Genomic DNA, 21,632 nt, shown 5'->3' with positions numbered 1-21,632 from the left:
ACAGTGACGGAGGTCCGTTGACGAATACACCGCAAGTCCTGGTGGACCGGATCTGGCGACGCCGATTCCTCGTGGTGGCGATCGCTCTGGTCACCGTGCTCGGCGCGTACCTCAGCACCCAGGGCAGAACCACCACCTACACCAGCCGCGTCCTGGTCTCCGCCGGATCGACCCGCCCGCCGACCCAGGACGCGATTCTGGCGCAGGGCTATACCTATTACCTGAATGATCCGACGTACCAGTCGAATCTGAAGCAGCGGCCGGGATTCCCGACCGATATCTACGCATTCTCGGCCGAATTCGTGACCGGCAGTCCGCTGTTCTACGTCCAGGTCGTCGCGGCCACCCCCGAGGCGGCGAAGGCCGCGGCCCCGAAGGTCGCCCAGGCTTATGTGGACGATGTCAACGACCGCCTCGACGCCAGCCGCGACCAGACCACCGCGGATATGACGGCGGCCATGATGCGGGTGTGGGGTGACCGGCTGCGGGCCAACGACCCGAACGCCTACAGCGCCCAGGTGCAGCTGCAACAGCAGATCGACCATCTCAATGCCGACAGCTCCAATCGGCTCACCATTCTGCAGTCCGGCGCGGGCGCGATCGCGCAGGGCACGGGCACGACGCGCACCCTGGCGACGGGTCTGGTGGGTGGGCTGCTGCTCGGCTGTGTGGCGGCGCTGCTGGCCGGTGCGGCGACCCGGCGGCTGTACACCGACTACGACGTGGTGGAGAAGACCGGGGTCCGGCCGCTGGATGTCGTCCCGGCGGGCGGCGGCCTCGCCCGGGACGCGCGCCGCGAGGTGGCGCTGCGCCATATCGCCAATCTCGTCGCCAAATCGAGTACCGGATCGCCGACTTCGATTGTGGTGGCGCCGATCTCGGCGGGCGCGGACGGCGCGTTGTTGGCCCGGTCGATCGCCGAGCACCGCGCGGCGCAGGGCACCCGCACGGTATTCGTCGATGCCGATCTGCGCGGCGGCCCGACATCGGTCTCCACGCCGGGTGTCGCCGAGTACCTGCGCGGCTCGGTCGCCGACGTCCGCGATCTCCTGCACGGCACCGGCGCGTTCGACTTCGCCGAAATAGCTTCCGGCCGCGCCGATCCCGATCCGTATCCGCTCTTCGACCGCGATCGCGTCCGGGCTCTGATCCAGTCCGTGGGTGAGCTCGCCGAACTGGTGGTCGTCCTGGTGCCGCCGCTGAGCACCGCGCCCGAATCGCAGATCGTGGCGGATGTGGCGGATTCGACCGTACTGGTCCTCGAGAGCGGGCAGACGCGGGTCGGCGACGTCGAGGAGGCGGTGCGGGCGGTCAACCAGGTCGGCGCGGAGGTACTGGGGGCGGTCCTGGTCGATTCCGCGCCGCGCCGCGGCGTGCTCGCGGGCCTGCCGTTCGCTGGAACCCGGTCTGCCCCATGACGGTTCGCACCCCGGCGGTGAGCCGCCTCGGATATCTCCTGGCCGTCGCCGCGGCCTTGGCGTTCGGACTGGCCGCGGTGCTCGCGGTGTCGGACAAGGCGCCCGGCGGCGTCGGCACGGTGGCGGCGGCGGGCGGTATCGCGGCGGTGTTGGTCGTGATCGGTCTGCGAGATCCTCGGTGGGCCTTCGTCTTTCTGTTGGTGGCGACCTTCCTGCGTCCGGCGATTCCGAAGATCCTGCCCACCACCGATCCGTTCGTACTGGCTTTCGGCGGGCTCATCATCGCCACGCTGGTCTGGGTGCGGGGCCGCCCGGACCGTCGGGTGTCACTGGGGCCGATCGAATGCGCCATGGCGCTGTATCTGCTGTGGAATCTGAATTCGATTCTGCAACCGCACGAATACCAGCCGATTCTGTATCCCCTCACCGGTGAGCAGCTGGACCTGTGGCGCTACCTGATCATCGGCACCGGTATTCCGTTCGCCACCTACCTGATCTCCCGCATGATCTTCGGCACCCGGTCCGCGCTGCGGTTCCTCATTCTCACGCTGCTGGCGTGCAGCGCCTATTCGGCGTGGGTGAGCATTCTCCAGTTCCACGGTCCGCACGCGCTGGTCTGGCCGAAATACATTGTGCTGGCACCGGCGTGGGCCGAGCGCGCGGTGGGGTTGCCGAATCAGCCGGAGGTCAACGGCCTCATCCTGATCGTCGGCTATGTTCTCGCCCTCGTCCTGCTCGGCACCGAGCGTCGCCCGCGCTGGCAGCAGATCGTGTTGAGTGTGGTGGCGGCGGCCTGCGCGTACGGCGTCTTTCTCACCTACACTCGGTCGATCTGGCTGGATTTCGCGGTGGTGGTGCTGCTCGGCATCGTGCTGGGCAAGGGCTATCGCACCGGATTCGTCGTCACCGCCATCGGCATGGTGTCGATGATCGCCATGAACTGGTCGGCGTTCACCAGCGCCGATCGGAGCGCCGGTGGCGTCGCCTCGACCAACGAGGTGTACGACCGTCTCAACGCCAATGCCACCGCCATCTGGGCGTTTCTGGAGAAGCCTTGGAGCGGTTGGGGTTTGGGCCGTTTCGTCTCCATCAACACCTACCGCCACCAGCAGTGGTCCCCGGATACGCCGTGGTCGCGCGGTCTCGGCATCCCGGCACACGAAACCGAACTCGGCATTCTCGCCGAACTGGGGATCATCGGGCTGGTGCTGTGGTTGGCCGTGCTGGTGCTCATCGCGCGCCGTCTGGTGCTGGCGTTCGTTCGGCTCCCGGCCGAGGGGATCATGGGTCGCCCGCTGGCCTTCATCGCGGGGACGGCGTTCATCTCCTTGGTGCTGGCGGGCGTTTTCGTGGATCTGCGCCTGTTCGACTATCCGAGCACCTTGGTGTTCGCGCTCGCGGGCGCGGCGGTCGGCGCGGCCGATCGCGCGACGGCGCGCACACCCGTCGACCCGCTCGAGGCGGGCCGGGCGCATCGCGCGGCGCTCAGAGCACGGAAGTCGGAAACAGTCTCGTGAACACCCGGTCGTAGCAGCCGAGCAGGTTCTTTCGCGAAGTGTCCCAGGACAATTCGCGTTCGACGCGCTCGCGGCCGAACTCTCCCATGCGCTTGCGCCGCACCGGATCGTCGAGCAGTTCGGCCATGGCGACCGCGAAGGCCCGCTCGTCGTTGTCGGGCACGTACACCGCGGCCTCGGCGGCCGAGACCCGCGCCTCGACGAGTTCGAAGGACACCAGGGGTTTGGACATGGCCATGTACTCGACGACCTTGTTCATGGTGGAGACGTCGTTGAGCGGATTGCGCGGATCCGGCGACAGGCAGATATCGGCGGTCGACAGGCAGGTCTGGACGAATTCGTCGGGCACCCGGCCGGTGAACTCCACCGTGTCGTCGAGGCCGAGGTCGTGGGCGAGCGCGACGAGGTCGTCGTAGGCGTCGCCGCCGCCCATGAAGATGGTGTGCACATCGGTGCGGCCGAGTTCGTCGCGCAGGTGCGCGAGGGCGCGCAGTGCGAAGTCGACGCCGTCCTGCGGGCCCATCACACCCAGATACGCTGCCAGATAGCGCTTTCCGCGTTTGAGCGACGGATCCGGCTCGCGGGGGACGAAGCGTGACAGGTCGGGTGCGCTGCGCACCACGGTGACCCGTTCGGGGCGCATGCCGCCGCGTTCGATGGCGACCCGGCGATAGCTCTCGTTGGTGGAGATGACCTCGTCCGCGCACAGGAAGGTCAAGCGCTCGAGCAGCACCGCCACGCGGTACAGCGCCGTGCCGCCGCGCGGGAAGCGCGAGTGGAACAGCTCGGGGACGAGATCGTGATGGTCGAAGACGAATCGGGTGCCGCCGACCCGCAGGACGAGCGCGATGAGGAACAGCAGATCGGGCGGGTTGCAGGCGTGCACCACGTGGATCGGCCCGCCGCGGCGCACCCGCAGTGCCAGGCGCAGGGTGTGCCACAGCGCCAGTCCGTATTCGCGCAGGTATCCGGCCGGTCCGCCGGTGGCCGCGCGCAGCGGATAGCGCAGTATGCGAACGCCTTCGACGACGGCTTCGGGTTCGCGGTCCTGTTTGGCGCCCATGGGGCAGATGACGGTGACCCGGTAGCCAGCGTCGACCAGGGCGCGGCTCTCCTGCCAGACCCTGCGGTCGAAGGGCACCGAGAGGTTCTCCACGAGGATCAGAATGTGTCGGCTCACCGGTTCACGACCTCCTCCACGGCCCGTTCGGTGGCCGCGATACTCGCCTTCAGGCTGAAGTGCGTTTCGACGCGCGCCCGGGCGGCGGCACCCATGCGCTGACGGACGGCCGGGTCCGACAGCACCTCGACGAGCCGTCGCGCCAGCGGTTCGGGGGCGCGCGGCGGCACCAGGTAGCCCGTCTCGCCCTCGACGAGCATCTCCGGGACGCCGCCGACCGCCGTGCAGACGGCGGGTCTGCCCGCGGCCATGGCCTCGAGCAGCGCCATGGGGAAGCATTCGACGCTGTAGGAGCTCAGCACGACCACATCCATGGCGCGCAGCAGCGCCGGAATGTCGGGGCGCGAGCCCGCGAGCACCACCTGCGATGCGAGCCCCAATTCCGTTACCAGCGCCTCGATCTCGGCGCGCATCGGACCGTCGCCGACTACCAGGAACCGGGCCGTCGGCAGTTCGTCGGCGACCAGCCGCGCGGCGCGCAGGAAGGTGGCGTGATCCTTCTCGGGACGCAGGGTGGCGACCAGGCCGACCACCAGATCGCCCTCGCCGAGCCCGAGATCGGTTGTCGCGCCGCGATCGTCGGCGGTGGCGAAGGCCATGGGGTCGACACCGTTGTGAATGATGGTGATCTTGGCGGCCGGATAGCCGAGATCCTCCGTCATATAGGGAATCTGGGCCCGCGCGACACCGAAGTAGGCCGCGGTCCGCCGGTCCAGGAGTCGGTCGGCCAGCGCGCGTACCCGGCCGCGCGGTTCGACATCGCCGCAGTTGTGCACCCAGACAATGGATTTCGGCACACCGGCGCACCAGGCCGCGATGCGCCCGAGCGCCTCGGCGTTGTACCCGCGGGTGATGACCACATCGGGGCGCTGCGCGCGCATGACCCGGATCAGCTCGCGCAACGCCGATACCGCTTGGCGTTTGGTGCGATGCAGCGCCCGCGCCGGGACGTCCGCCGCCGCCAGCTCACCGAAGAGCGCGCCCTCGTCGCCCAGACACAGCACCGACGGCTCGAAGCGGTCGCGGTCCAGATTCGGCATCAGGGTCGTCACATGCCGTTCGGCCCCGCCGACGCCGAGGTCCGGCACCACGTAGAGCACCCGGATCGGACGGCGCGCGCTCATCGGAGCAGCTCGCGATAGATGCTGTCGAAGCGCCGCCAGGCCACCTCGATATCGAATTGCGCGCGTACCCGCGCCAAGGCGGCGGCGCCGAGCCGGGCGCGCAGCTCGCCCTCGCGCACCACCGTGTCGAGCGCCGCCGTGAGCGGTTCGACCGCACCGGGCGGCACCATGACCCCGCACGTCTCGTCGATCATGTCGGGGATGCCGCCGACCGGGCAGGTCACCACGCACAGGCCGCGCGCCATCGCCTCCAGAATCGCCATCGGCTGGCCCTCCCGATGCGTCGGCATCACCAGGACCTGGGAGCGGCCGACGATCTCCGGAATCCGTGCCAGCGGAAGCCATCCGGTGACCTCGACGCTGGGGCCGATACCGAGATCCGCGACCATCTTGCGGGCGCGGTCCACCTCACCGTGGCCGGTGAGGGTCAGCCGCGCGTACTCGGTGCCGCCGTCGTGCGCCGCGATCATCCGCTGCCAGGCCTCGAGCAGTGTGAAGGTGCCCTTGCGTTCGCCGATCTCGCCGAGGAACAGCACCTGCACGGGTCCGTCGGCACGCTGGTCGACCGGCTCCGAGGGGCGAATCGAATTGGACACCACCGTGATTCGCGCGGTCGGGGTGATCTCGCGCAGGGCCGCCGCCCAATGCTCGCCGAGGGCGACCACCACCGCCGCCCCGCGCAGTGAATCGCGGATGGCGGCGCGCAGCGGGCGGGGCGCGTCGGCGTAGAAGACGCTGAAATCGGAGCCGTGCATATGCAGCACAACGGGTTTGCCGAAGGCACGGGCCAGCAGCTCCAGGAGGTACTTGCGCGGAAAGCTGCCGTAGGACGACAGGTGCACGTGCACGATCGAGGGCCGGTACACCACCAGCTGATAGGTGTACACGACCAGGGCCGCGCAGTACGTCAGCAGTTTCGTTGCGATCGAGCCGTCGCGGTGCGTGGCGACGTGGCGGATGTTCCACTCCGACCACAGCGGCGTATCGCGCATATCCCGGACGAAGGTCGCCACCCCGCCGCGCGTGGCCATGCTCGTCGAAACCCACAGGGCCCGTTGTCGGTTCATGGCGCCCTCGACTATTCGCTGCCGCGCACGGCGGTGAACACCGGATCGCCCGTGACCGAGGGCGCAGGCGCGCTGGCGGCGGCCGTACTCGACGAGGCCCCGCCCGTGTCGACGAGGACCGCGCCCAGAACGTTGGTGTCGACGGCGCGCAGCATGCGCAGCGCGCGTCGGGCCTCCCCTATTCTCGTGGTGGCGCGATCGCAGACCAGCACCGTCACTTCCGCCGCGGCGGTGAGGATTTGGGTCTCCACCGCCTCCAGCACCGGTGGCGCGACAACGACCACGAAATCCGCGCGGTCGTGCAGCATGGTCAGCAGTCGCGCGAAGCGCTCGCGGCTGACGGCGGTGAACGGGTCCTCGCCGGTGCTGCCGGGCGACAGCTCGCGCAACCGCGGATCCCGGGTGGGCAGCAGCACCGAGTCGATATCGGCGCGGCCCGCGAGCAGCTCACCGACGCCGGTGCCGTGCGGTCGTTGCAGATCGGCGTGCACCAGAATCGTCCGAACGCCCTGTCGGGCACGGTCTTCGGCGAGCGTGCGGGCCACGGTCTCGACGCCGTCGGTCGCGCCGGGCGCGGTGACGGCCACCGTGCCGCGCTCCACCGGCACGGCCAGTCCGACGGCGGTCACCACCTGTTTGAGCGCCTTGTCCCGCGCGGCGGCGTCCTTGGTCTGCGCGCCCGGCACCACGGCGAGGGCGGGCAGGCCCAGCTTGGCCTCGAGGTCGTCGTCGGTGCGCAGCCGCCGCGTGAGCGCCCCTGCCAGCGCGGCCGCGACGCAGCCGAGCAGGAACCCGCCGACGCCGTAGGCCAGCAGGGTCGGCCACCGCATCGGCTCGTTGCGCACCACCTCGGAGGCGAGCTGCAGATCGATGAGCCGGTTGGAGGTGTCGGCATTGATCCGATTGATCTGATCCTGCATCTGGGTCAGCGACACATCGTTGACCACGCCATTGGCGGCGCGAATGTCGTCGAAGGGTTTGCGCACGGCCGCGATGGCGGCATCCTGCGCGGCGCGCAGCCGGGCATTGATCTCGTCGCGGAACGCGCCACCGACCTTGGGCGCGGCGTCGGCGGCGAGTTCGGGCGTCGGCGCCGTCGCCTCGATATAGAGGATCGGGCCGGACGCGACGGTCCGGGCCGCGAGGGTGACCTCGGCCGGAATACCGGCCGCCGCTTTGAGTTTCGACTGGTAGGCGGGATCTTCGAAGTACTGCGCGTAGCCCACCGACAGCACCGCGTCCTGATCGGGCGCGCGGTTCGGCGAACCGACCGTCATGGCCACGCGACTCGTGTAGGTCGGTCCCATCTCGCGCGTCGACACCACCGCGAGCAGCAGCGCGACCACGGTGAACACCAGGACCAGCCAGCCGCGACGCCGAATCCGGTTGACGTGAACTCCTGCGGCGCTGTTCAATTCGTCTCCCTCGAAGGTCGGGGCCCGACGTTCTCGGATATCGCGCCCGGGGAACTGCCGTTACGCCGCCCGCGACCCGGTCGCGGGACCAGCCGCGCGAAGCCGCGCACGAGATCGGGGGCGATGACCGCCACCGCCGAGAGATAGATCGCGGCGAATGCCATCGCGTCGATCACCAAGAGTCCGATACCGACCGGTATTGATCGCGTATCCGCTTGCAGCACACGGTGCTCCAGCATCCAGCACACCGCCAACGCCAGCGCACCGGCCGGTAGTGGCGGCAGGACGGCGCGCAGCAGCGCACCCACCGATACGCCGGTGACCGACCGTGCCAAACCCATGACGACCACGGCCACGATGAGCGCGGTGGCGGAGGTGGCCAGCCCGACCCCGATCAAGCCGAAGAATTCGATGAACGCCAAGAGCAGTCCGATGCCCAGGGCGAGTTCGATCGCGGTCTGCCAGTTCAGCAGGGTGGTGCGGCCCGCGCCCTTGATGGCTTCCTCGCTGACGCTCATCCACGCCTTGCCCAGGCCGAGTCCGGCCATGGCCACCAGTACCGCACCGGCCGCGCGCCAACGCTCACCGAAGACGATGACCACCGCGGGCTCGCCGATCGCGACGAGCAGTCCGGTGAGCGCGGCCGCGCCCACCGTGACGAGTCGAAGCGCGCGCAGGTAGGCGGCTTTCAGCCGGTCGGCATCGCCCTCTTCGGCAATGCGCGAGAACGCCGGAAACAGTGAGAACGCACCGACTTCCACAATGAACCGCACGGGAATCTGCGCGATGCGCTGACCGTAGCGGTAGTGCCCGAGCGCGGCCGGGCTGAGTCCGCGGCCGACCACCGCCGCCTCGGCGGTGGCCTGCACCCGCGAACCGATCATGCCCACCAGCACCGGGGAGCCGAAGCGCGCCAGCTCGCGCCACAGCCGATACGACGCGCGCCCACGGCCGGGCCGCCAGCGCGCCAGCCACCACACCGACACCACCCAGACCAGGTAGGAGGCGTAGCTGCCCGCGACCATGCTCCACACGCCGAAGCCGTTGGCCGCCAACGCCACCGCGACCACGCAGAAACTCAGCGAGACGAGCGGGCCGACGACGATGCGGCGGCGCACGCTGAATTCCCGCTGCAACAACGCTTCCGGGACGTTGACGAGCGCGAACAGCAGTAGGAAGCCGGAGGTCGCGGCGGCGATGAGGCCGATGGTCCGGTCCTGGAAGATCATTGCGACGATCGGCGCGGCGGCGAGCGCGGTCACCGTGACGGCGATGCCGTAGAGCACCGAGGCGCGGAAGACGGTGTCGGCGGCATCGGCGATCCGGCCTTCCCGCTGCACCAGCGCCGAGCGCAGGCCGCCTTCGACGAAGGTGGTCAGCAGCATGGTCAGCACCGTCCCTGCCGCGAACATGCCGACCTCGGCCGGGCTGAGCAGCCGGGCCAGCGCGATGGTCTGGCCGAAGGAGACGAGTTCGGTGAAGATCAGCGCGACGGCGGAGGCGACGGCCACGCGCCCGATGCGGCGGGTGAGTGTCGATGGGCCGTCGGTGTCCGCCGCCAGCTCCGGTCGCCGGTCGCCACGCCGGACTGGTGGCGGTCCCGCGAGGGCGTCGGCCACCGGCATTTCCAGTGTGGGGGCATCGGATACGTGTCGCCAGATGATGTCGTAGGCCCGCACGGGAGGCCGGTCCGGCTGATTCCCATCGTATCTGTGCATGCCCGGGCCATCTCTACGCGTGGTCGGCGTGCGTTCGCTCGAGGAGGGTGAAGACGCGCTCGAAGGCCTGTCTGCTCGCCGCCACCTGGTCGTCGGCCGCGGCGCGTAGCGCCTCCCGCACGCTGTCGGCCTCTTTCCACGCCTCGCGCACGGCGGTCGCCACGCGCTGTTCCAATTCCGGGTCGTCGAGGTGGATCAGCCGGATACCGCCGCCGAACATCTCCTCGAGGCCGAGGAATTTGTCGTCGTAGTACTCGGTGGAGGTGAGCGCGACGACCGGAATGCCCTGACTCAGCGCGAAGACCGCGAGATGGTATGCGCCCGTGACGAGTACGCGGCAGTCGGCGACGCGCGCGGGCAGCTCGCGCGCGCTCACGAATCGGGCTTGCGGGGCGGTGTGCGCACCGCCGCGGACCAGCGGCAGCGTGGTCGCTCGATCCGGGGAGCCGGGTGTCTCGGCGATGAGCAGCGGTCGCAGGCGGGTCTCGAACTCGCGGGCGACGGTGCGCACGGCCGCGCCGACGGCGTCCTGAGCGCGGCGGGCCACGGGTGCGTACCGGGCGATCCGGAGGCAGACGCCGATATCGTTGCCGGGCAGCTCTTTTCGCGCCTCGACCGCCAGTTCCACGGCGTCGTCGCCGGTGACCGCGAACGCCTCCGCGCCGATCCCCAGCGATTCGAGCAGGGCCGGGGCGCGCCGTCGCTCGCGCACCGCGAGCACGGGAATCGTGGCGAGCACCCGCGCAGTGTGCTCGCGCAGCTCCGGATCCCGCATCGGGCCTATCCCCTGCCCCACCATGGCGGTGGGAATGCCTGCGGCACCGGCGTATTCGAGCAGATCGAGCAGGCGACCGGCCTGCGGTAGATCGGCGTCGGTGAGGTAGCCGCCACCGAGCGCGAGGACCAATGACGCCTCACGCACCGCCCGGGCGGCACCGGGATGTCTGCGCTCGATGCGAGGAGTCGCATCGACCTCGTTCGACGTCGAGGTACTCGTCGGCGCGGTGCCCGATTCGCTGCGGCGCAGGCGATCTCTCGCCCGAATCGCGCGCGGCAACGCCCATGCCCGTGCGCGCAGCCAGGTCATGGCGACCGGCCCGACGACCCCGGGACCCACCAGGGCGGCAATCCTGTCGAGCGGTCGGTTACGCCCCCATGGATCACCCGCGCCGACCGTGATCCCTACCGCCCCAGGAAAATACGCCGCCACCAAAGCGGGCGATTCGGTCATGATGCCAATGCGTGCCCGCGGCCAACGCCGCCGAATGCGGCGCACCGTCACCTCGAGCATGGCGAGATCGCCGTAGTTGCGCAGCCAGTACTCGCTGTTCTCGATGAGGATGCGATGCCCGGCACCCTCACACGGCAGTCCGGTTCCCATTCGACCTCCCCCGGTCATGCGACGGACCCGCGCGGTGCGCTTGGACTTCCTTGCCCGCCAACGGTATCGCAGCCAGCCACACCCACAGACTCTTTGCCGGTTTCCCGGTTTGTACCGCGACGAATTTTCCTGTCGCCCCGCCCGCCTGCGTCATGTCCGGTAGCTTCGTGGCTATGTCGCCTCGCGACGCGGTCACCCGCTCCGCGCTCCGTCGGGTTCGTCTCGGGCCCGTACTCGTCGCCGGACATCGCGTGGTTGTCCGAAACACTCGGCTATCGGATTTCCCGCGCTGGCGGGAACTGCGGCTGCGGGACCGGCGATTCATCGAACCGTTCTGGGTCACCTCCGCGCTGAGTTGGGAGGAGCGGCACCGCCGCCGCTGGTGGATTCGCGAGTACCTGCGGCAGCGGCGGGCCATGGCCGCGGGTCGCGCACTGCCGTTGAGTATCGAGGTCGACGGCGAATTCGCGGGTCAGTGCAATCTCATGCCCATCGATCCGATCAATTGTTCGGCGGAGCTGGGCATTTGGATGGATTCGCGACGCGCCGGTGAAGGGGTGGGCTCCATCGCGGGCGGCCTGGTCACCGACTACGGCCTGGGGCCGCTCGGGTTGCGCCGCATCACCGCACCGGCCGCGCTGGGCAATCGGGTGGCGCGACAGTCCGCGCTGCGCAGCGGAATGATCCTCGAGGCCACCATGATCGAGGCCATGAGCGTGAACGGCCGCCGCCGCGATCACGAACTCTGGGCGATCACGACCACCACCGCGCCGCCCGGCGGGTTCGTGGCGGCCTTGGTCACCGCGGGGATCCATGCCCGCTATCTGCCCGAAGAAGAACGGTCGCTGCGGACGCGGTGGAACGACTTCCGACGCGCCACGGTGGCCGCCTCGCCGCCCGCCGTGCTGGCGGTCGCCACGCGCTACTACCTCGGCGCGCCCCTGCGCTGGCGCTGGGCTCCCGCTCCCGCGCTGCTCGACGTCATCACCGGCACCGATGCCGACGGCCGGTCGGTGTCGCTGCGAAAGCGCACCGGGCACTGGGCGTTTCGGCGCACCCGGCGCGTGCGCTACGACGCCGTCGCGGCGGGCGAACCGCTCGGGCGACTGCTCCTCGATCACGGCGAGGCGAATGCCCGGGTGACCCTCGAGTTCTCGCCGGAGGCCGCGTTCACCGCCGCCGCGACGACGGCTGTAGCACTGTTGGTCGACTACGCGATGAACGGGCTGCGGATCGAACGCCTCGAGGCGCGCATCGACCCGGCCGACGCCCACCTCGCCAAACTCGCCTCGGCGGGCGGGCTGCGCCACGAAGGTGTGCTCGCCGAAGCACGTCGCGACCCCGACGGAGGTTTCCACGATGTCGAACTCTGGGCCGCGACCCCGAGTGGCGCGACACCGTCGGACTGATCGGCCGTCGGCGGGGCACTGAAGTCGTAGAGAGGGGGACGGGCGTGCACGTCGTCATGATCGCCACCTATCCGCTCGAGCCGGACCGGGTGGTGGGCGGAATCGAGTCGGTGACAAGCACTCTCGTGCCCGCCCTGGCCGCCCAGGACGAGATCGACAAGCTCACGGTGCTGTGTTTCCACACCGGCGAAGCCCCCGTCGCCACGCGGCGCGAGGGCGCCAAGGTGGAGATCCGATATCTGCGCGGTCAGCGGCGGCTGGGTGTGGCCACCGGCTCGTATCTCGACGTGCGGCGGGCGCGCGCGATCATCGCCGAACTACGGCCGGATGTGGTGCACGCGCACGAGATCGGGCTGCGCGGTGATATCGCCACCCAGGTGAGCCGCAAGGCCGTGGTCACCGTGCACGGACTGGTGCACCTGGAGACGAAACTGCGAGCGCGCGCCAGTCTCAAGGAGCGGGTGCGCTACCACCTCGTCGCCGCCATGGTGCGCCGGGTGCTGCGGCGGGCCGAGGTGGTCATCTCCATCTCCGACTACGACGCCCGGGCCTTGGCGGGGATGGTGCGCGGCAGACATGTCAGCATTCCCAATCCCACGGCCCCGGAGTTCTTCGCGCTGGCCCCGTCGAGGCCGACCGAGCAGCGGCTGCTGTTCGCGGGCGTACTGACGCCGCGCAAGAATCCCGAAGGACTGCTCACCGCGTTTTCCCTTGTGGTACAGCAGGTTCCGAAGGCGCGGCTGGTTGTCGTCGGCCCGCAGCCGGACGCCGAGTACGCGAGGACGATCCGCGAGCGCGCCACCGCGCTCGGGCTCGACGAGCAGGTCGAGTTCCTCGGGATGGTCGACAACGCGCGGCTGCGCGAGGAGCTCGCGCTGGCGCGGGCGGTGGTGCTGTTCTCCCACGAGGAGACCGCTCCGACCATCCTGGCGCAGGCCATGGCGGCGGGTAAACCCGTCGTCTCCTCCCGGGTGGGCGGTATCGCCGAGATGGTCGCCGACGGCGAGACCGGCTATCTGGTCGAACCCGACGATATCGACGCCTTCGCCGCCCGCATGGTCACCGTGCTCGACAACCAGGCCCTGGCCACCGAACTCGGCGGCAACGGCCACGTCCGCGCGCTGCGGACCTTCGAACCGACCGCGGTGGCGCGGCGCACGGTCGAGACGTATCGACAGGTTCTCGGACAGCAGTAGCAACCCAGATTCGACGGGGGAACAAGTGACCGCAGCAGGGCGACAGCTGGACTGGTCCGCGACATCGGCATTGGTGACCGGCGGCGCGGGATTCATCGGCTCCCATCTCGTGGAGCTGCTCGTCGCGGCGGGCGCGCGGGTGACGGTATTGGACTCCTTCGCCTCGGGCAGCCGCGACAATCTCGCCACCGTCGCGGGGGCGATCACCCTGCGCGAGACCGATATTCGCGACCTCGACTGGGCCACGTACCTCGCCGAGAACCCGGTCGACGTCATCTTCCACCTGGCCGCCAACGCCTACGTCCCGCCGTCGGTGGAGCGGCCCGCCTTCGACTGCGAACTCAATTTCACCACCACGTTCCGCCTCTTCGAGGCGCTGCGGGTGCTGAAGTGGCCGGGCCGGTTGGTCTTCGCCTCCAGCGCCGCCGTCTACGGCAATTCGGTGCGCATCCCCATCAGCGAGGACGATCCCACCGTCCCCATCTCCCCCTACGGTGTCGGAAAGCTCGCGGCCGAGCGCTATCTCGCCGTCTTCGCGAATCTCTACGACCTGCGCATGGCCTCGGTGCGCTTCTTCTCCGCCTTCGGTCCGCGCCAACGTAAACAGGTGGTCTTCGATCTGCTCGCCAAACTCAACCGCGACCACGAGCGCCTGTTCATCCACGGCGACGGCACCCAGGTCCGCGATTTCCTCTATGTCGAGGACGCGGCCCGCTCGGCCATGATCGTCGCCGCCAACGCCCCGCTGCGCGGTGAGGCCTACAACGTCGGCGCGGGCGCGGAGTACACCATCGACCACCTGGCGAAGGCCCTCTGCGACATCACCGGCCTACACCCGGCCTTCGACTACAGCGGAGCCAACCGCCCCGGCGATCCGGAGAAACTCGTCGTGGACATCTCCCGCCTACGATCCATCGGCTACCGCCCGCGCGTCACCTTCGAACAGGGTCTGACCAGCACGGTAGCCTGGTACGCGTCCGTGACCGGAGCGACCTGGCAGGATGGGGCATGACCGAAAGCCGGTCGGCCCCAGCGGTATCGGTCCGGGCGCACCGCACTCCGAGCTGGAGGAGTTCCGCGTTGAGCCTGGCCGCCGTATTCGGTGCCGTTCTCCTCTGCGGCGTCCTCGCCTGCACGCCGCAGACTCCGCCGCGGCCGCATTCGTTCGTGGGCGATTTCGAGACCGGCAACTTCGACCAGTGGGCCAACTGCCAGAACGTGGTGGTCACCAGTGGGCCCTGCGAGAACTACCGGACGCCGACCGACAGCATGCGGGTGGAGAACACCGTGGTGCGGCAAGGCGATTACGCGGCGCGTTTCGAGGTGCGCCGCGGGGATACGCCGGGCACGCTGTGCTGCGGCGACCGAGCCGAGGTGAGCGGCGAGGAGGCCACGCGGGCCAACGAGGGCGACGAGCGGTGGTATCAGTGGAGCACCCGCTTCGAGCAGGGGTTCCCCGCCACGCAGGGCTGGAGTGTGGTGTCGCAGTGGCATGCCGACGAGGACGGGCCGCCGCCGCTGGCCATCGCCGCCGGACCGACCAATGTCGACGTGGACCATTGGGGCGTGGTCGTTTCCACCTACCGGGGGCCCGGAGATCCGATCACCACCTGGACGCCCTGGGCCAAGCAGATCACCCCCGATCTGTGGAACGACATCAAACTCCACGTGAAGTGGTCGACCAAGGACACCGTCGGCTTCATCGAACTGTGGGTCGGCGGCGAGCGCCAGGTCTTCGACGCCGCGCCGTGCCCGGGCCAGACGCGGTGCATGGTTCGGACCCTCATGCCGCGCGGCGGCGGGGTCTACTTCAAACAGGGTTACTACCGCGACCCGGAGATCGCGCCGCAGGGCGTGGTCTTCCACGACGGGTTCTCGACGGCGACGACCGAGGCCGGACTGGCTCCGCTCTAACGGCCGCGCCGGGTGACCGCGCCGATCGTGCGGGCGATGAGCACCAAATCCAGTACGGGCGACCAGTTCTCGACGTAGGAGAGATCGCGGCGCAGCGCTTCCTCCGGTGTCGCGTACGAGCGCCTGCTCACCTGCATCAGCCCGGTCACACCGGGGCGCACGAGTAGTCGCCGTCGCATGACGCCGTCGTAGCAGTCCACTTCGCGCCGCGCCGGAGGACGCGGACCGACAATGCTCATCTCGCCGCGCAGCACATTCAGGAATTGCGGTAGTTCGTCGAGGTCGTAGCGGCGCAGGAACCGGCCGAGGGGCGTGACCCGAGGATCGCCGTCCGGGTTCAACAGGGCGTTGAGATGGGCCTCGGTATCGACGAACATACTGCGGAACTTGAACATGCCGAAAGGTTCCCCGTCCCGGCCGATGCGTTCGCAGCGGTAGAACACCGGGCCGCGACTGGTCGCCTTCACCGCGACGGCGATGGCCGCGAAGACAGGTGCGACGAGCATCAGCGCGCCCGCCGCGAAGCAGACGTCGAAGACCGCCTTGCGAATGGATTTCGCGCGGTCGTACTGCGGGCGTTCCACATGCAGCATGGGCATATCCGCCACCAGGCGATGGGTGAGCCGGGTGCCGGAGATATCCACCAGACCCGGCGCGACGATGAGTTCCACGCCCAAGGGATCCAGTTCCCAGGCCATCCGACGGAAATCGGCCGGGCCGAGATCATCGGTGGCGGTGACGGCCACGGTATCGGCCCCGGTGCGCTTGACCGCATCGAGAACCGACCGGTCGTCACCCACTATTGGAATGTCCCGATCTCCGACTTCCAGTGCGGGATCGGCGACTTCGCCATCGGCGGGCGTGCACACCCCGGCTACGGTGTAGCCCGAGTCCGGATCGCGCGAGAACGCCGCCACCATGGCCCGCGCCGCACTGCGGCTGCCGACCACCAGTACGCCGGTGCGGTATTCGCCGCGGGTGCGCCGGACGGCCACCCAGCGCCGCCATAGTCGCCGGTGCGCCACGAGGCCGAGAACGCCCAGCGGGAGCGCGATGGCGAGATAGCCGCGCGCGATATCGATGTGCAGCACCAGGGAGACGATGGCGACGACGCCGAACAGCCGCAGCGTGGCGGCGATGAGCCGACGGTATTCCTCTGTGCCCGAACCGATTACCCGGGGCGAGCGGGCTCCGCTGAACTCCAGCGCGGCGTACCAGGCCAACGCGAAGACGATGGAGACCACCGTGTAGCGCACTTCCAGGGGCAGGCTCGAGGTGAGCGGTGGGTCGACCGGACCGCCGAACCGAATCACCTGTGCCACAAGGACGGCCAGGCCGACCACCAGCAGATCGCCGATGCGCAGCCCGCGCACGTACTCGACCTGCCACCGCTCGCGCTCCGATCTCGGCACCGGCCGGGGCAGCCGACTCGCGCGGACTTCACGCCCGGCGGAAACCTCGAAACTCATGAAACGAACGCACCTCCCCCACGGGAGAACTCGGTCCCGATCCCCACTGATCAGTTCCACACGGACTGATGCCGAATCCCCACGGGCCGCACAACATGACGACCGATGAGGCCACCCAGTTTTTCGACGGCCAGAAAGCGAATGTTACACATCGTCTCGAGTGGCGTTCGGGAAACCAATGGCGCACCAATGTTTCCACGAGTTTGCGGGTTTCATTACGACCGGTTTCTTCGAAACTCCCCCACGAACCCCTAACGCGGAACCGCAGGTCCACCGGCCCCAAAACCTTACCCAGCCATACGAAATACTTATCCTGCATGACTCAACGATTAGCCGACCGAACGCTCGGTTCTGCGGGTCGCAGAAATGCACTCCCTAATAAACCCCCATTGCGTCTCGGAGCCCTCGGAGCGCGCCAATACTGTTGTAACGTAAGCCGCGATCGAGCCGACCCTCAGGTCAGACCGGACGTAGCCGGTCGCCGGTTCGGTGAAAGTGGGGAATCTGCGTGCAGTGTCGTTTGTGTGACTCCGAGAGATTGCTCAGCGTACTCGATCTCGGAGCCACCCCGCCGTGCGAGAAATTCCTCACGGCCGCCGAACTCGATCTTCCCGAGACCACCTATCCCCTGCACCTGCGGCTGTGCGAACAGTGCCTGCTGCTGCAGATTCCGGCCCTCATCACCCCCGCGGACACCTTCACCGAATACGCCTACTTCTCCTCCTACTCCGACAGCTGGGTGCGCCACGCGCGCACCTTCGTGGAGCGGGCCATCGGCCGGGCCGGGCTGGGCGCGGAGTCCTTCGTGGTGGAGGTCGCCGCGAACGACGGCTATCTGCTACAACATGTGGTCGCGGCCGGAATCGACTGTCTCGGAATAGAACCCTCGATCAATGTCGGCGCCGCGGCCCGCGACAAGGGCGTGCCGACGCTGACCGCGTTCCTGGACGAGGACCTCGCCGCCAAGGTGCGCGCCGAGCACCGTCCGGCGAATCTGGTGGTGGCCAACAATGTCTACGCCCACATCCCCGATCTGCGCGGCTTCACCCGAGCGCTGCGGGAGCTGCTGGCCGATGACGGCTGGCTCTCCCTCGAGGTGCACCACGCGCTCAATCTGGTGACCCTCGGGCAGTTCGACACCATCTATCACGAACACTTCCAGTACTACACGGTGCTCTCCGCGCAGCGCGCGCTGGCGACCGCCGGTCTCACCGTGGTCGATGTGGAATTGCTTGCCACACACGGCGGTTCGCTCCGATTGTGGGCGCGCCCCGAGGCGGTGGCCGAACCGGGCGAACGGGTGGCCGAGGTGCTGCGCCTGGAGGCCGACGCCGGGCTGCACGAGGTGGCCCCGTACCTGGAGTTGCGCCCGCGCACCGAGAAGGTGCGCCAGGATCTGCTGCGCTTCCTGCTCGACGCGCGGGCGGCGGGTCAGCGGGTGGTCGGCTACGGCGCGCCCGGCAAGGGCAACACCCTGCTCAACTACTGCGGTGTCCGCACCGATCTGCTCGAGTACACGGTGGACCGAAATCCCTACAAGCACGGGCGATTCACGCCCGGAACGCGGATACCCATCCACCCGCCCGAGCGCATCGACGCCGATCGCCCCGACGTGGTGCTGGTGCTGCCCTGGAATCTGGAAACCGAGATCACCGCGCAGCTGCGCCACATCGCCGACTGGGGCGGACAGCTCGTGCTGCCGCTGCCGGAGCTGCACCGCGCGCTGCCCGATCACGTCGAGAGGCAAGCGAAATGAAGGTCGTGCTGTTCTGCGGCGGCTACGGCATGCGGATGCGCAACGGCGGCGAGGAGGCCGCGCCCAAACCCATGCAGATGGTGGGGCCACGCCCGCTCATCTGGCATGTCATGCGCTACTACGCGCACTTCGGGCACAAGGACTTCATTCTGTGCCTGGGCTACGGCGCGGCGCACATCAAGAACTTCTTCCTCACCTACCAGGAGTCCATCTCCAACGACTTCGTCATTCGCGGTGGGCGGGTGGAGCTGCTGCGCTCCGATATCAGCGACTGGACCATCACCTTCGTCGACACCGGCGTGGAATCGCCCATCGGGGAACGGCTTCGGCGAGTGCGGCCCTACCTCGAGGGCGAGCGCTACTTCCTGGCCAATTACGCCGACGTCCTCACCGACGCGCCGTTGAACGAGGTGATCGACAAGTTCACGCGATCGGGCGCGGCGGCGTCGATGATGATCGTCCCGCCGCAGTCTTCCTTCCACTGCGTGGACGTCAATGCCGTGGGCGAGGTCAAGAACATCACCCCCGTCTCACAGCTGCCCATCTGGGAGAACGGCGGCTACTTCGTGCTCACCCAGGAGGTGTTCGAGCATCTGCCGGAGAACGGCGATCTGGTGGAGGACGCCTGCGGGGCGCTCGCCGCTCAGGGCCGCCTGTATGGCTATCAGCACCACGGCTTCTGGAAACCGGCCGACACCTTCAAGGAGCGCGCCGAACTCGATGCCGGATACCACCAGGGTGACCGCCCGTGGATGGTGTGGGAGCGGCCCGCCTCATGATCAGACTCGATACCGGGGCGGTCCGCGAGATCGCGTTGCTGGGCGCGCACTGCGACGATCTGGCCATCGGACTCGGCGGCACCCTGCTCACCCTGTCGAACGCCTTCGCCGGACTGCGGGTGCGGGCGCTGGTGCTGTGCGGGGCGGGGACCGAGCGGGCGCGGGAGGAGCGCGCCGCGCTCGAAGCCTTCTGTCCCGGAGCCGATCTCGACCTGCGGGTGCTGGATCTGCCGGACGGCCGCACCCCGGTGCACTGGGAGAGGGTCAAGGACGCGGTGGCGGCGCTGCGGCGGCGCGGGAATCCGGAGGTGGTGTTCGCGCCGCAGCGCGAGGACGCCCATCAGGATCATCGCCTGCTGGCGGAGTTGGCTCCCACCGAATTTCGCGATCACCTGGTGTTGGGCTACGAGATCCTCAAATGGGAGACCGACACCCCCAGGCCCACCGTGTTCCATCCGCTGACCGCCGCCGTCGCGGCGCAGAAGGCGGCGCTGCTGGTGAAACACTATCCGTCCCAACATGATCGGGACTGGTTCGACGAACTGTCCTTCCTGGGGCTGTCCCGGCTGCGCGGCGTGCAGTGTCGCGCCCCGCATGCCGAGGCGTTCGTGCTGGAGAAGGCCGCTCTCACATTCGGAGGTGCGTAATGCGGGTACTGGTCACCGGACATCAGGGCTATCTGGGCACCGTCATGGTGCCGATCCTGCGCGAGGACGGCCACGACGTGGTGGGCCTGGACAGCGGATTCTTCGCCGACTGCGTACTCGGCCCCGCCCCGGACGATCCGCCCGGGCTCGCGGTGGACCTACGCGATGTGACCGCGGCGCACCTGGCGGGCTTCGACGCGGTGGTGCATCTGGCGGCGCTGTCGAACGATCCGCTCGGCGCGCTCGCCCCCGAGATCACCTACGACATCAATCATTTCGCCTCGGTGCGGCTGGCGCGCGCGGCGAAGGAGGCCGGGGTGCGGCGGTTCCTGTACGCCTCCACCTGCTCGGTGTACGGGGCGGCCGGGGACGACCTGGTCACCGAGGACGCGCCGCTGCGCCCGCTCACGCCGTACGCGGAATCCAAGGTGCGCGTCGAGGACGATGTGGCGGCGCTGGCCGATTCCGGTTTCACGCCGGTGTTCCTGCGCAACGCCACGGCTTTCGGATTCTCGCCGCGGCTGCGCGCCGATATCGTGCTCAACAACCTCGTCGGGTACGCGGTGCTCACCGGTGCGGTGCGGGTGCTCTCCGACGGCACACCGTGGCGGCCGCTCGTCCATGCCCAGGACATCGCCCGCGCCTTCGCCACCTGCCTCACCGTGCCGCCCGTGGACATGCACTGCCGGGCGTACAACATCGGGGCCGAGGCCAACAACCGCACCGTCGCCGAGATCGCGCGCTCCGTGGTGGACGTGGTGCCGGGGTCGGAGCTGGTGATCACCGGGGAGAACGGTGGCGACCCCCGCTGCTACCGCGTCGACTTCGCCCGTGCCCGTAAGGAATTGGGCTTCGAGGCGCAGTGGCGGATCGCCGACGGCGCGGCCGAGCTCTACACCGAATATCTGGCGCGCGGACTCACCGCGGAGGCCTTCTTCGGCACCTTCACCCGGCTCGCCTATCTGCGCTCGCTTCAGCAGGCCGGTGTGCTCGACGCCGCGCTGCGCCGGATCAGGATCGGGGCGTGAGGTGGCCGTCGACGAGATCGCGCCAGGAGCCCGCGCGGGCATCCCGGTCGGAGACCAGCGTGACCGGATGCGGCCAGGCGATGGCCAGCTCCGGGTCGTCGTAGGCCACGGCGAGGTCGGCCGACGGATCGTGCGGGCGGTCGATGCGGTAGCACACGTCGGCAGTCGCGGTGAGCGCCTGGAAGCCGTGCAGAAAACCCGGCGGCACGTACAGCTGCCGAAAGTCGTTGTCATCGAGGAGGAATGCCTGTTGCTTGCCGAAGGTCGGCGAATCCGGCCGGATATCGACCAGCACATCGTGGACGGCCCCGTGCGCGCAGCGCACCAGTTTGGCCTCGCCCCGCCCCGCGCGGCCGTGCATACCGCGTACCACACCCCGCACCGAGCGCGACTGCGAATCCTGAACGAAGCGCGCGGCCGCACCGCGCACCCCCAGGTGCGCGTCGAATTCGGCGGCGTCGAAGGTCCGGGTGAACAGGCCCCGGTCGTCGCGGAAGGGGTGCGGGGTCAGCACCAGGACGTCGGCGAGCTCGGTCGTATCGATGCGCACCAGGCCATGGTGCCATGAGGCACACACCACCGCGCGCATGTCGCGGATGCGGGGGCACGGCGCT

The 21,632-nt window shown here is 69.0% G+C and carries 18 protein-coding genes; 10 read left to right on the top strand and 8 right to left on the bottom strand.

Features of this window, described 5'->3' with window-relative positions:
• Positions 1-17 precede the first annotated feature (17 nt).
• Together ACIBH2_RS00145 and ACIBH2_RS00140 are read left to right on the top strand one after the other, a co-directional pair.
• A complete protein-coding gene (locus tag ACIBH2_RS00145; RefSeq protein WP_397111703.1) occupies positions 18-1,418 on the top strand; it encodes a hypothetical protein in 1,401 nt (466 codons plus the stop codon).
• Positions 1,415-2,935: an O-antigen ligase family protein gene (locus tag ACIBH2_RS00140; RefSeq protein ID WP_397111701.1), complete on the top strand. Its 1,521-nt coding sequence runs from the start codon at positions 1,415-1,417 to the stop codon at positions 2,933-2,935. The genes ACIBH2_RS00145 and ACIBH2_RS00140 overlap by 4 nt, the downstream gene beginning before the upstream one ends.
• On the opposite strand, the gene ACIBH2_RS00135 is transcribed toward ACIBH2_RS00140, so the two are convergent.
• Genes ACIBH2_RS00135 through ACIBH2_RS00110 form a run of 6 tightly spaced genes read right to left on the bottom strand, consistent with a single transcriptional unit; the run spans position 2,904 to position 10,820 of the window.
• Entirely contained in the window at positions 2,904-4,115 is a 1,212-nt protein-coding gene (locus ACIBH2_RS00135) for a glycosyltransferase family 4 protein (protein WP_397111699.1), read from the bottom strand. The two genes, ACIBH2_RS00140 and ACIBH2_RS00135, sit on opposite strands and share 32 nt — an antisense overlap.
• Positions 4,112-5,239, bottom strand: a complete 1,128-nt coding sequence (locus ACIBH2_RS00130) for a glycosyltransferase (RefSeq protein ID WP_397111697.1) — start codon at positions 5,237-5,239, stop codon at positions 4,112-4,114. The genes ACIBH2_RS00135 and ACIBH2_RS00130 overlap by 4 nt, the downstream gene beginning before the upstream one ends.
• Entirely contained in the window at positions 5,236-6,306 is a 1,071-nt protein-coding gene (locus ACIBH2_RS00125; RefSeq protein WP_397111695.1) for a glycosyltransferase family 4 protein, read from the bottom strand. Before ACIBH2_RS00125 ends, ACIBH2_RS00130 begins: the two co-directional genes overlap by 4 nt.
• A gap of 11 nt (positions 6,307-6,317) precedes the next feature.
• Positions 6,318-7,721 carry a hypothetical protein gene (locus ACIBH2_RS00120; protein ID WP_397111693.1) on the bottom strand — a complete coding sequence of 468 codons (1,404 nt, stop codon included), beginning with the start codon at positions 7,719-7,721 and terminating at the stop codon, positions 6,318-6,320.
• Positions 7,718-9,439, bottom strand: a complete 1,722-nt coding sequence (locus ACIBH2_RS00115; protein WP_397111691.1) for an oligosaccharide flippase family protein — start codon at positions 9,437-9,439, stop codon at positions 7,718-7,720. The genes ACIBH2_RS00120 and ACIBH2_RS00115 overlap by 4 nt, the downstream gene beginning before the upstream one ends.
• Positions 9,440-9,452: 13 nt before the next feature.
• The gene (locus tag ACIBH2_RS00110) at positions 9,453-10,820 is read right to left on the bottom strand and encodes a polysaccharide pyruvyl transferase family protein (RefSeq protein ID WP_397111689.1); all 1,368 of its coding nucleotides are present in this window, start codon (positions 10,818-10,820) and stop codon (positions 9,453-9,455) included.
• A gap of 173 nt (positions 10,821-10,993) precedes the next feature.
• Between ACIBH2_RS00110 and ACIBH2_RS00105 the strand changes: the two genes are divergently transcribed.
• The 4 genes from ACIBH2_RS00105 to ACIBH2_RS00090 all read left to right on the top strand — a co-directional run bounded on the left by ACIBH2_RS00105 (position 10,994) and on the right by ACIBH2_RS00090 (position 15,339).
• On the top strand, positions 10,994-12,229 hold the full coding sequence (locus ACIBH2_RS00105; protein WP_397111687.1) for a GNAT family N-acetyltransferase: 1,236 nt from the start codon (positions 10,994-10,996) through the stop codon (positions 12,227-12,229).
• A gap of 44 nt (positions 12,230-12,273) precedes the next feature.
• Positions 12,274-13,425: a glycosyltransferase family 4 protein gene (locus tag ACIBH2_RS00100; protein WP_397111685.1), complete on the top strand. Its 1,152-nt coding sequence runs from the start codon at positions 12,274-12,276 to the stop codon at positions 13,423-13,425.
• Between the two features lie 25 nt (positions 13,426-13,450).
• Positions 13,451-14,437 carry an NAD-dependent epimerase/dehydratase family protein gene (locus ACIBH2_RS00095; RefSeq protein ID WP_397111683.1) on the top strand — a complete coding sequence of 329 codons (987 nt, stop codon included), beginning with the start codon at positions 13,451-13,453 and terminating at the stop codon, positions 14,435-14,437.
• Between the two features lie 68 nt (positions 14,438-14,505).
• Positions 14,506-15,339, top strand: a complete 834-nt coding sequence (locus ACIBH2_RS00090) for a polysaccharide lyase (protein ID WP_397111681.1) — start codon at positions 14,506-14,508, stop codon at positions 15,337-15,339.
• On the opposite strand, the gene ACIBH2_RS00085 is transcribed toward ACIBH2_RS00090, so the two are convergent.
• Positions 15,336-16,808 carry a sugar transferase gene (locus ACIBH2_RS00085; protein WP_397111679.1) on the bottom strand — a complete coding sequence of 491 codons (1,473 nt, stop codon included), beginning with the start codon at positions 16,806-16,808 and terminating at the stop codon, positions 15,336-15,338. The genes ACIBH2_RS00090 and ACIBH2_RS00085 overlap by 4 nt on opposite strands.
• 508 nt (positions 16,809-17,316) lie before the next feature.
• On the opposite strand from ACIBH2_RS00085, the gene ACIBH2_RS00080 reads away from it, so the two are divergent.
• From ACIBH2_RS00080 to ACIBH2_RS00065, 4 genes are read left to right on the top strand one after another with little or no spacing between them, the layout of a single operon-like run.
• Positions 17,317-18,564, top strand: coding sequence for a methyltransferase domain-containing protein (locus ACIBH2_RS00080; protein ID WP_397111677.1), 1,248 nt, complete (start codon positions 17,317-17,319; stop codon positions 18,562-18,564).
• Positions 18,561-19,343, top strand: a complete 783-nt coding sequence (locus ACIBH2_RS00075; protein WP_397111675.1) for a glucose-1-phosphate cytidylyltransferase — start codon at positions 18,561-18,563, stop codon at positions 19,341-19,343. Before ACIBH2_RS00080 ends, ACIBH2_RS00075 begins: the two co-directional genes overlap by 4 nt.
• Positions 19,340-19,990 (top strand): PIG-L deacetylase family protein, encoded by a 651-nt coding sequence (locus tag ACIBH2_RS00070; RefSeq protein WP_397111673.1) that lies wholly within the window; start codon positions 19,340-19,342, stop codon positions 19,988-19,990. Before ACIBH2_RS00075 ends, ACIBH2_RS00070 begins: the two co-directional genes overlap by 4 nt.
• Positions 19,990-21,018 carry an NAD-dependent epimerase/dehydratase family protein gene (locus ACIBH2_RS00065; protein ID WP_397111670.1) on the top strand — a complete coding sequence of 343 codons (1,029 nt, stop codon included), beginning with the start codon at positions 19,990-19,992 and terminating at the stop codon, positions 21,016-21,018. The genes ACIBH2_RS00070 and ACIBH2_RS00065 overlap by 1 nt, the downstream gene beginning before the upstream one ends.
• Here the strand turns inward: ACIBH2_RS00065 and rfbC are convergent.
• Positions 21,002-21,568, bottom strand: coding sequence for a dTDP-4-dehydrorhamnose 3,5-epimerase (rfbC, locus tag ACIBH2_RS00060; protein WP_397111668.1), 567 nt, complete (start codon positions 21,566-21,568; stop codon positions 21,002-21,004). The two genes, ACIBH2_RS00065 and rfbC, sit on opposite strands and share 17 nt — an antisense overlap.
• Positions 21,569-21,632: the final 64 nt, after the last annotated feature.

It is taken from the genome of Nocardia sp. NPDC050406, from assembly GCF_044459025.1.
Taxonomy (GTDB): Bacteria; Actinomycetota; Actinomycetes; order Mycobacteriales; family Mycobacteriaceae; genus Nocardia.
The sequence above is the reverse complement of the archived record's forward strand: the minus strand, read 5'-3'. Positions and strand labels throughout refer to the sequence as shown.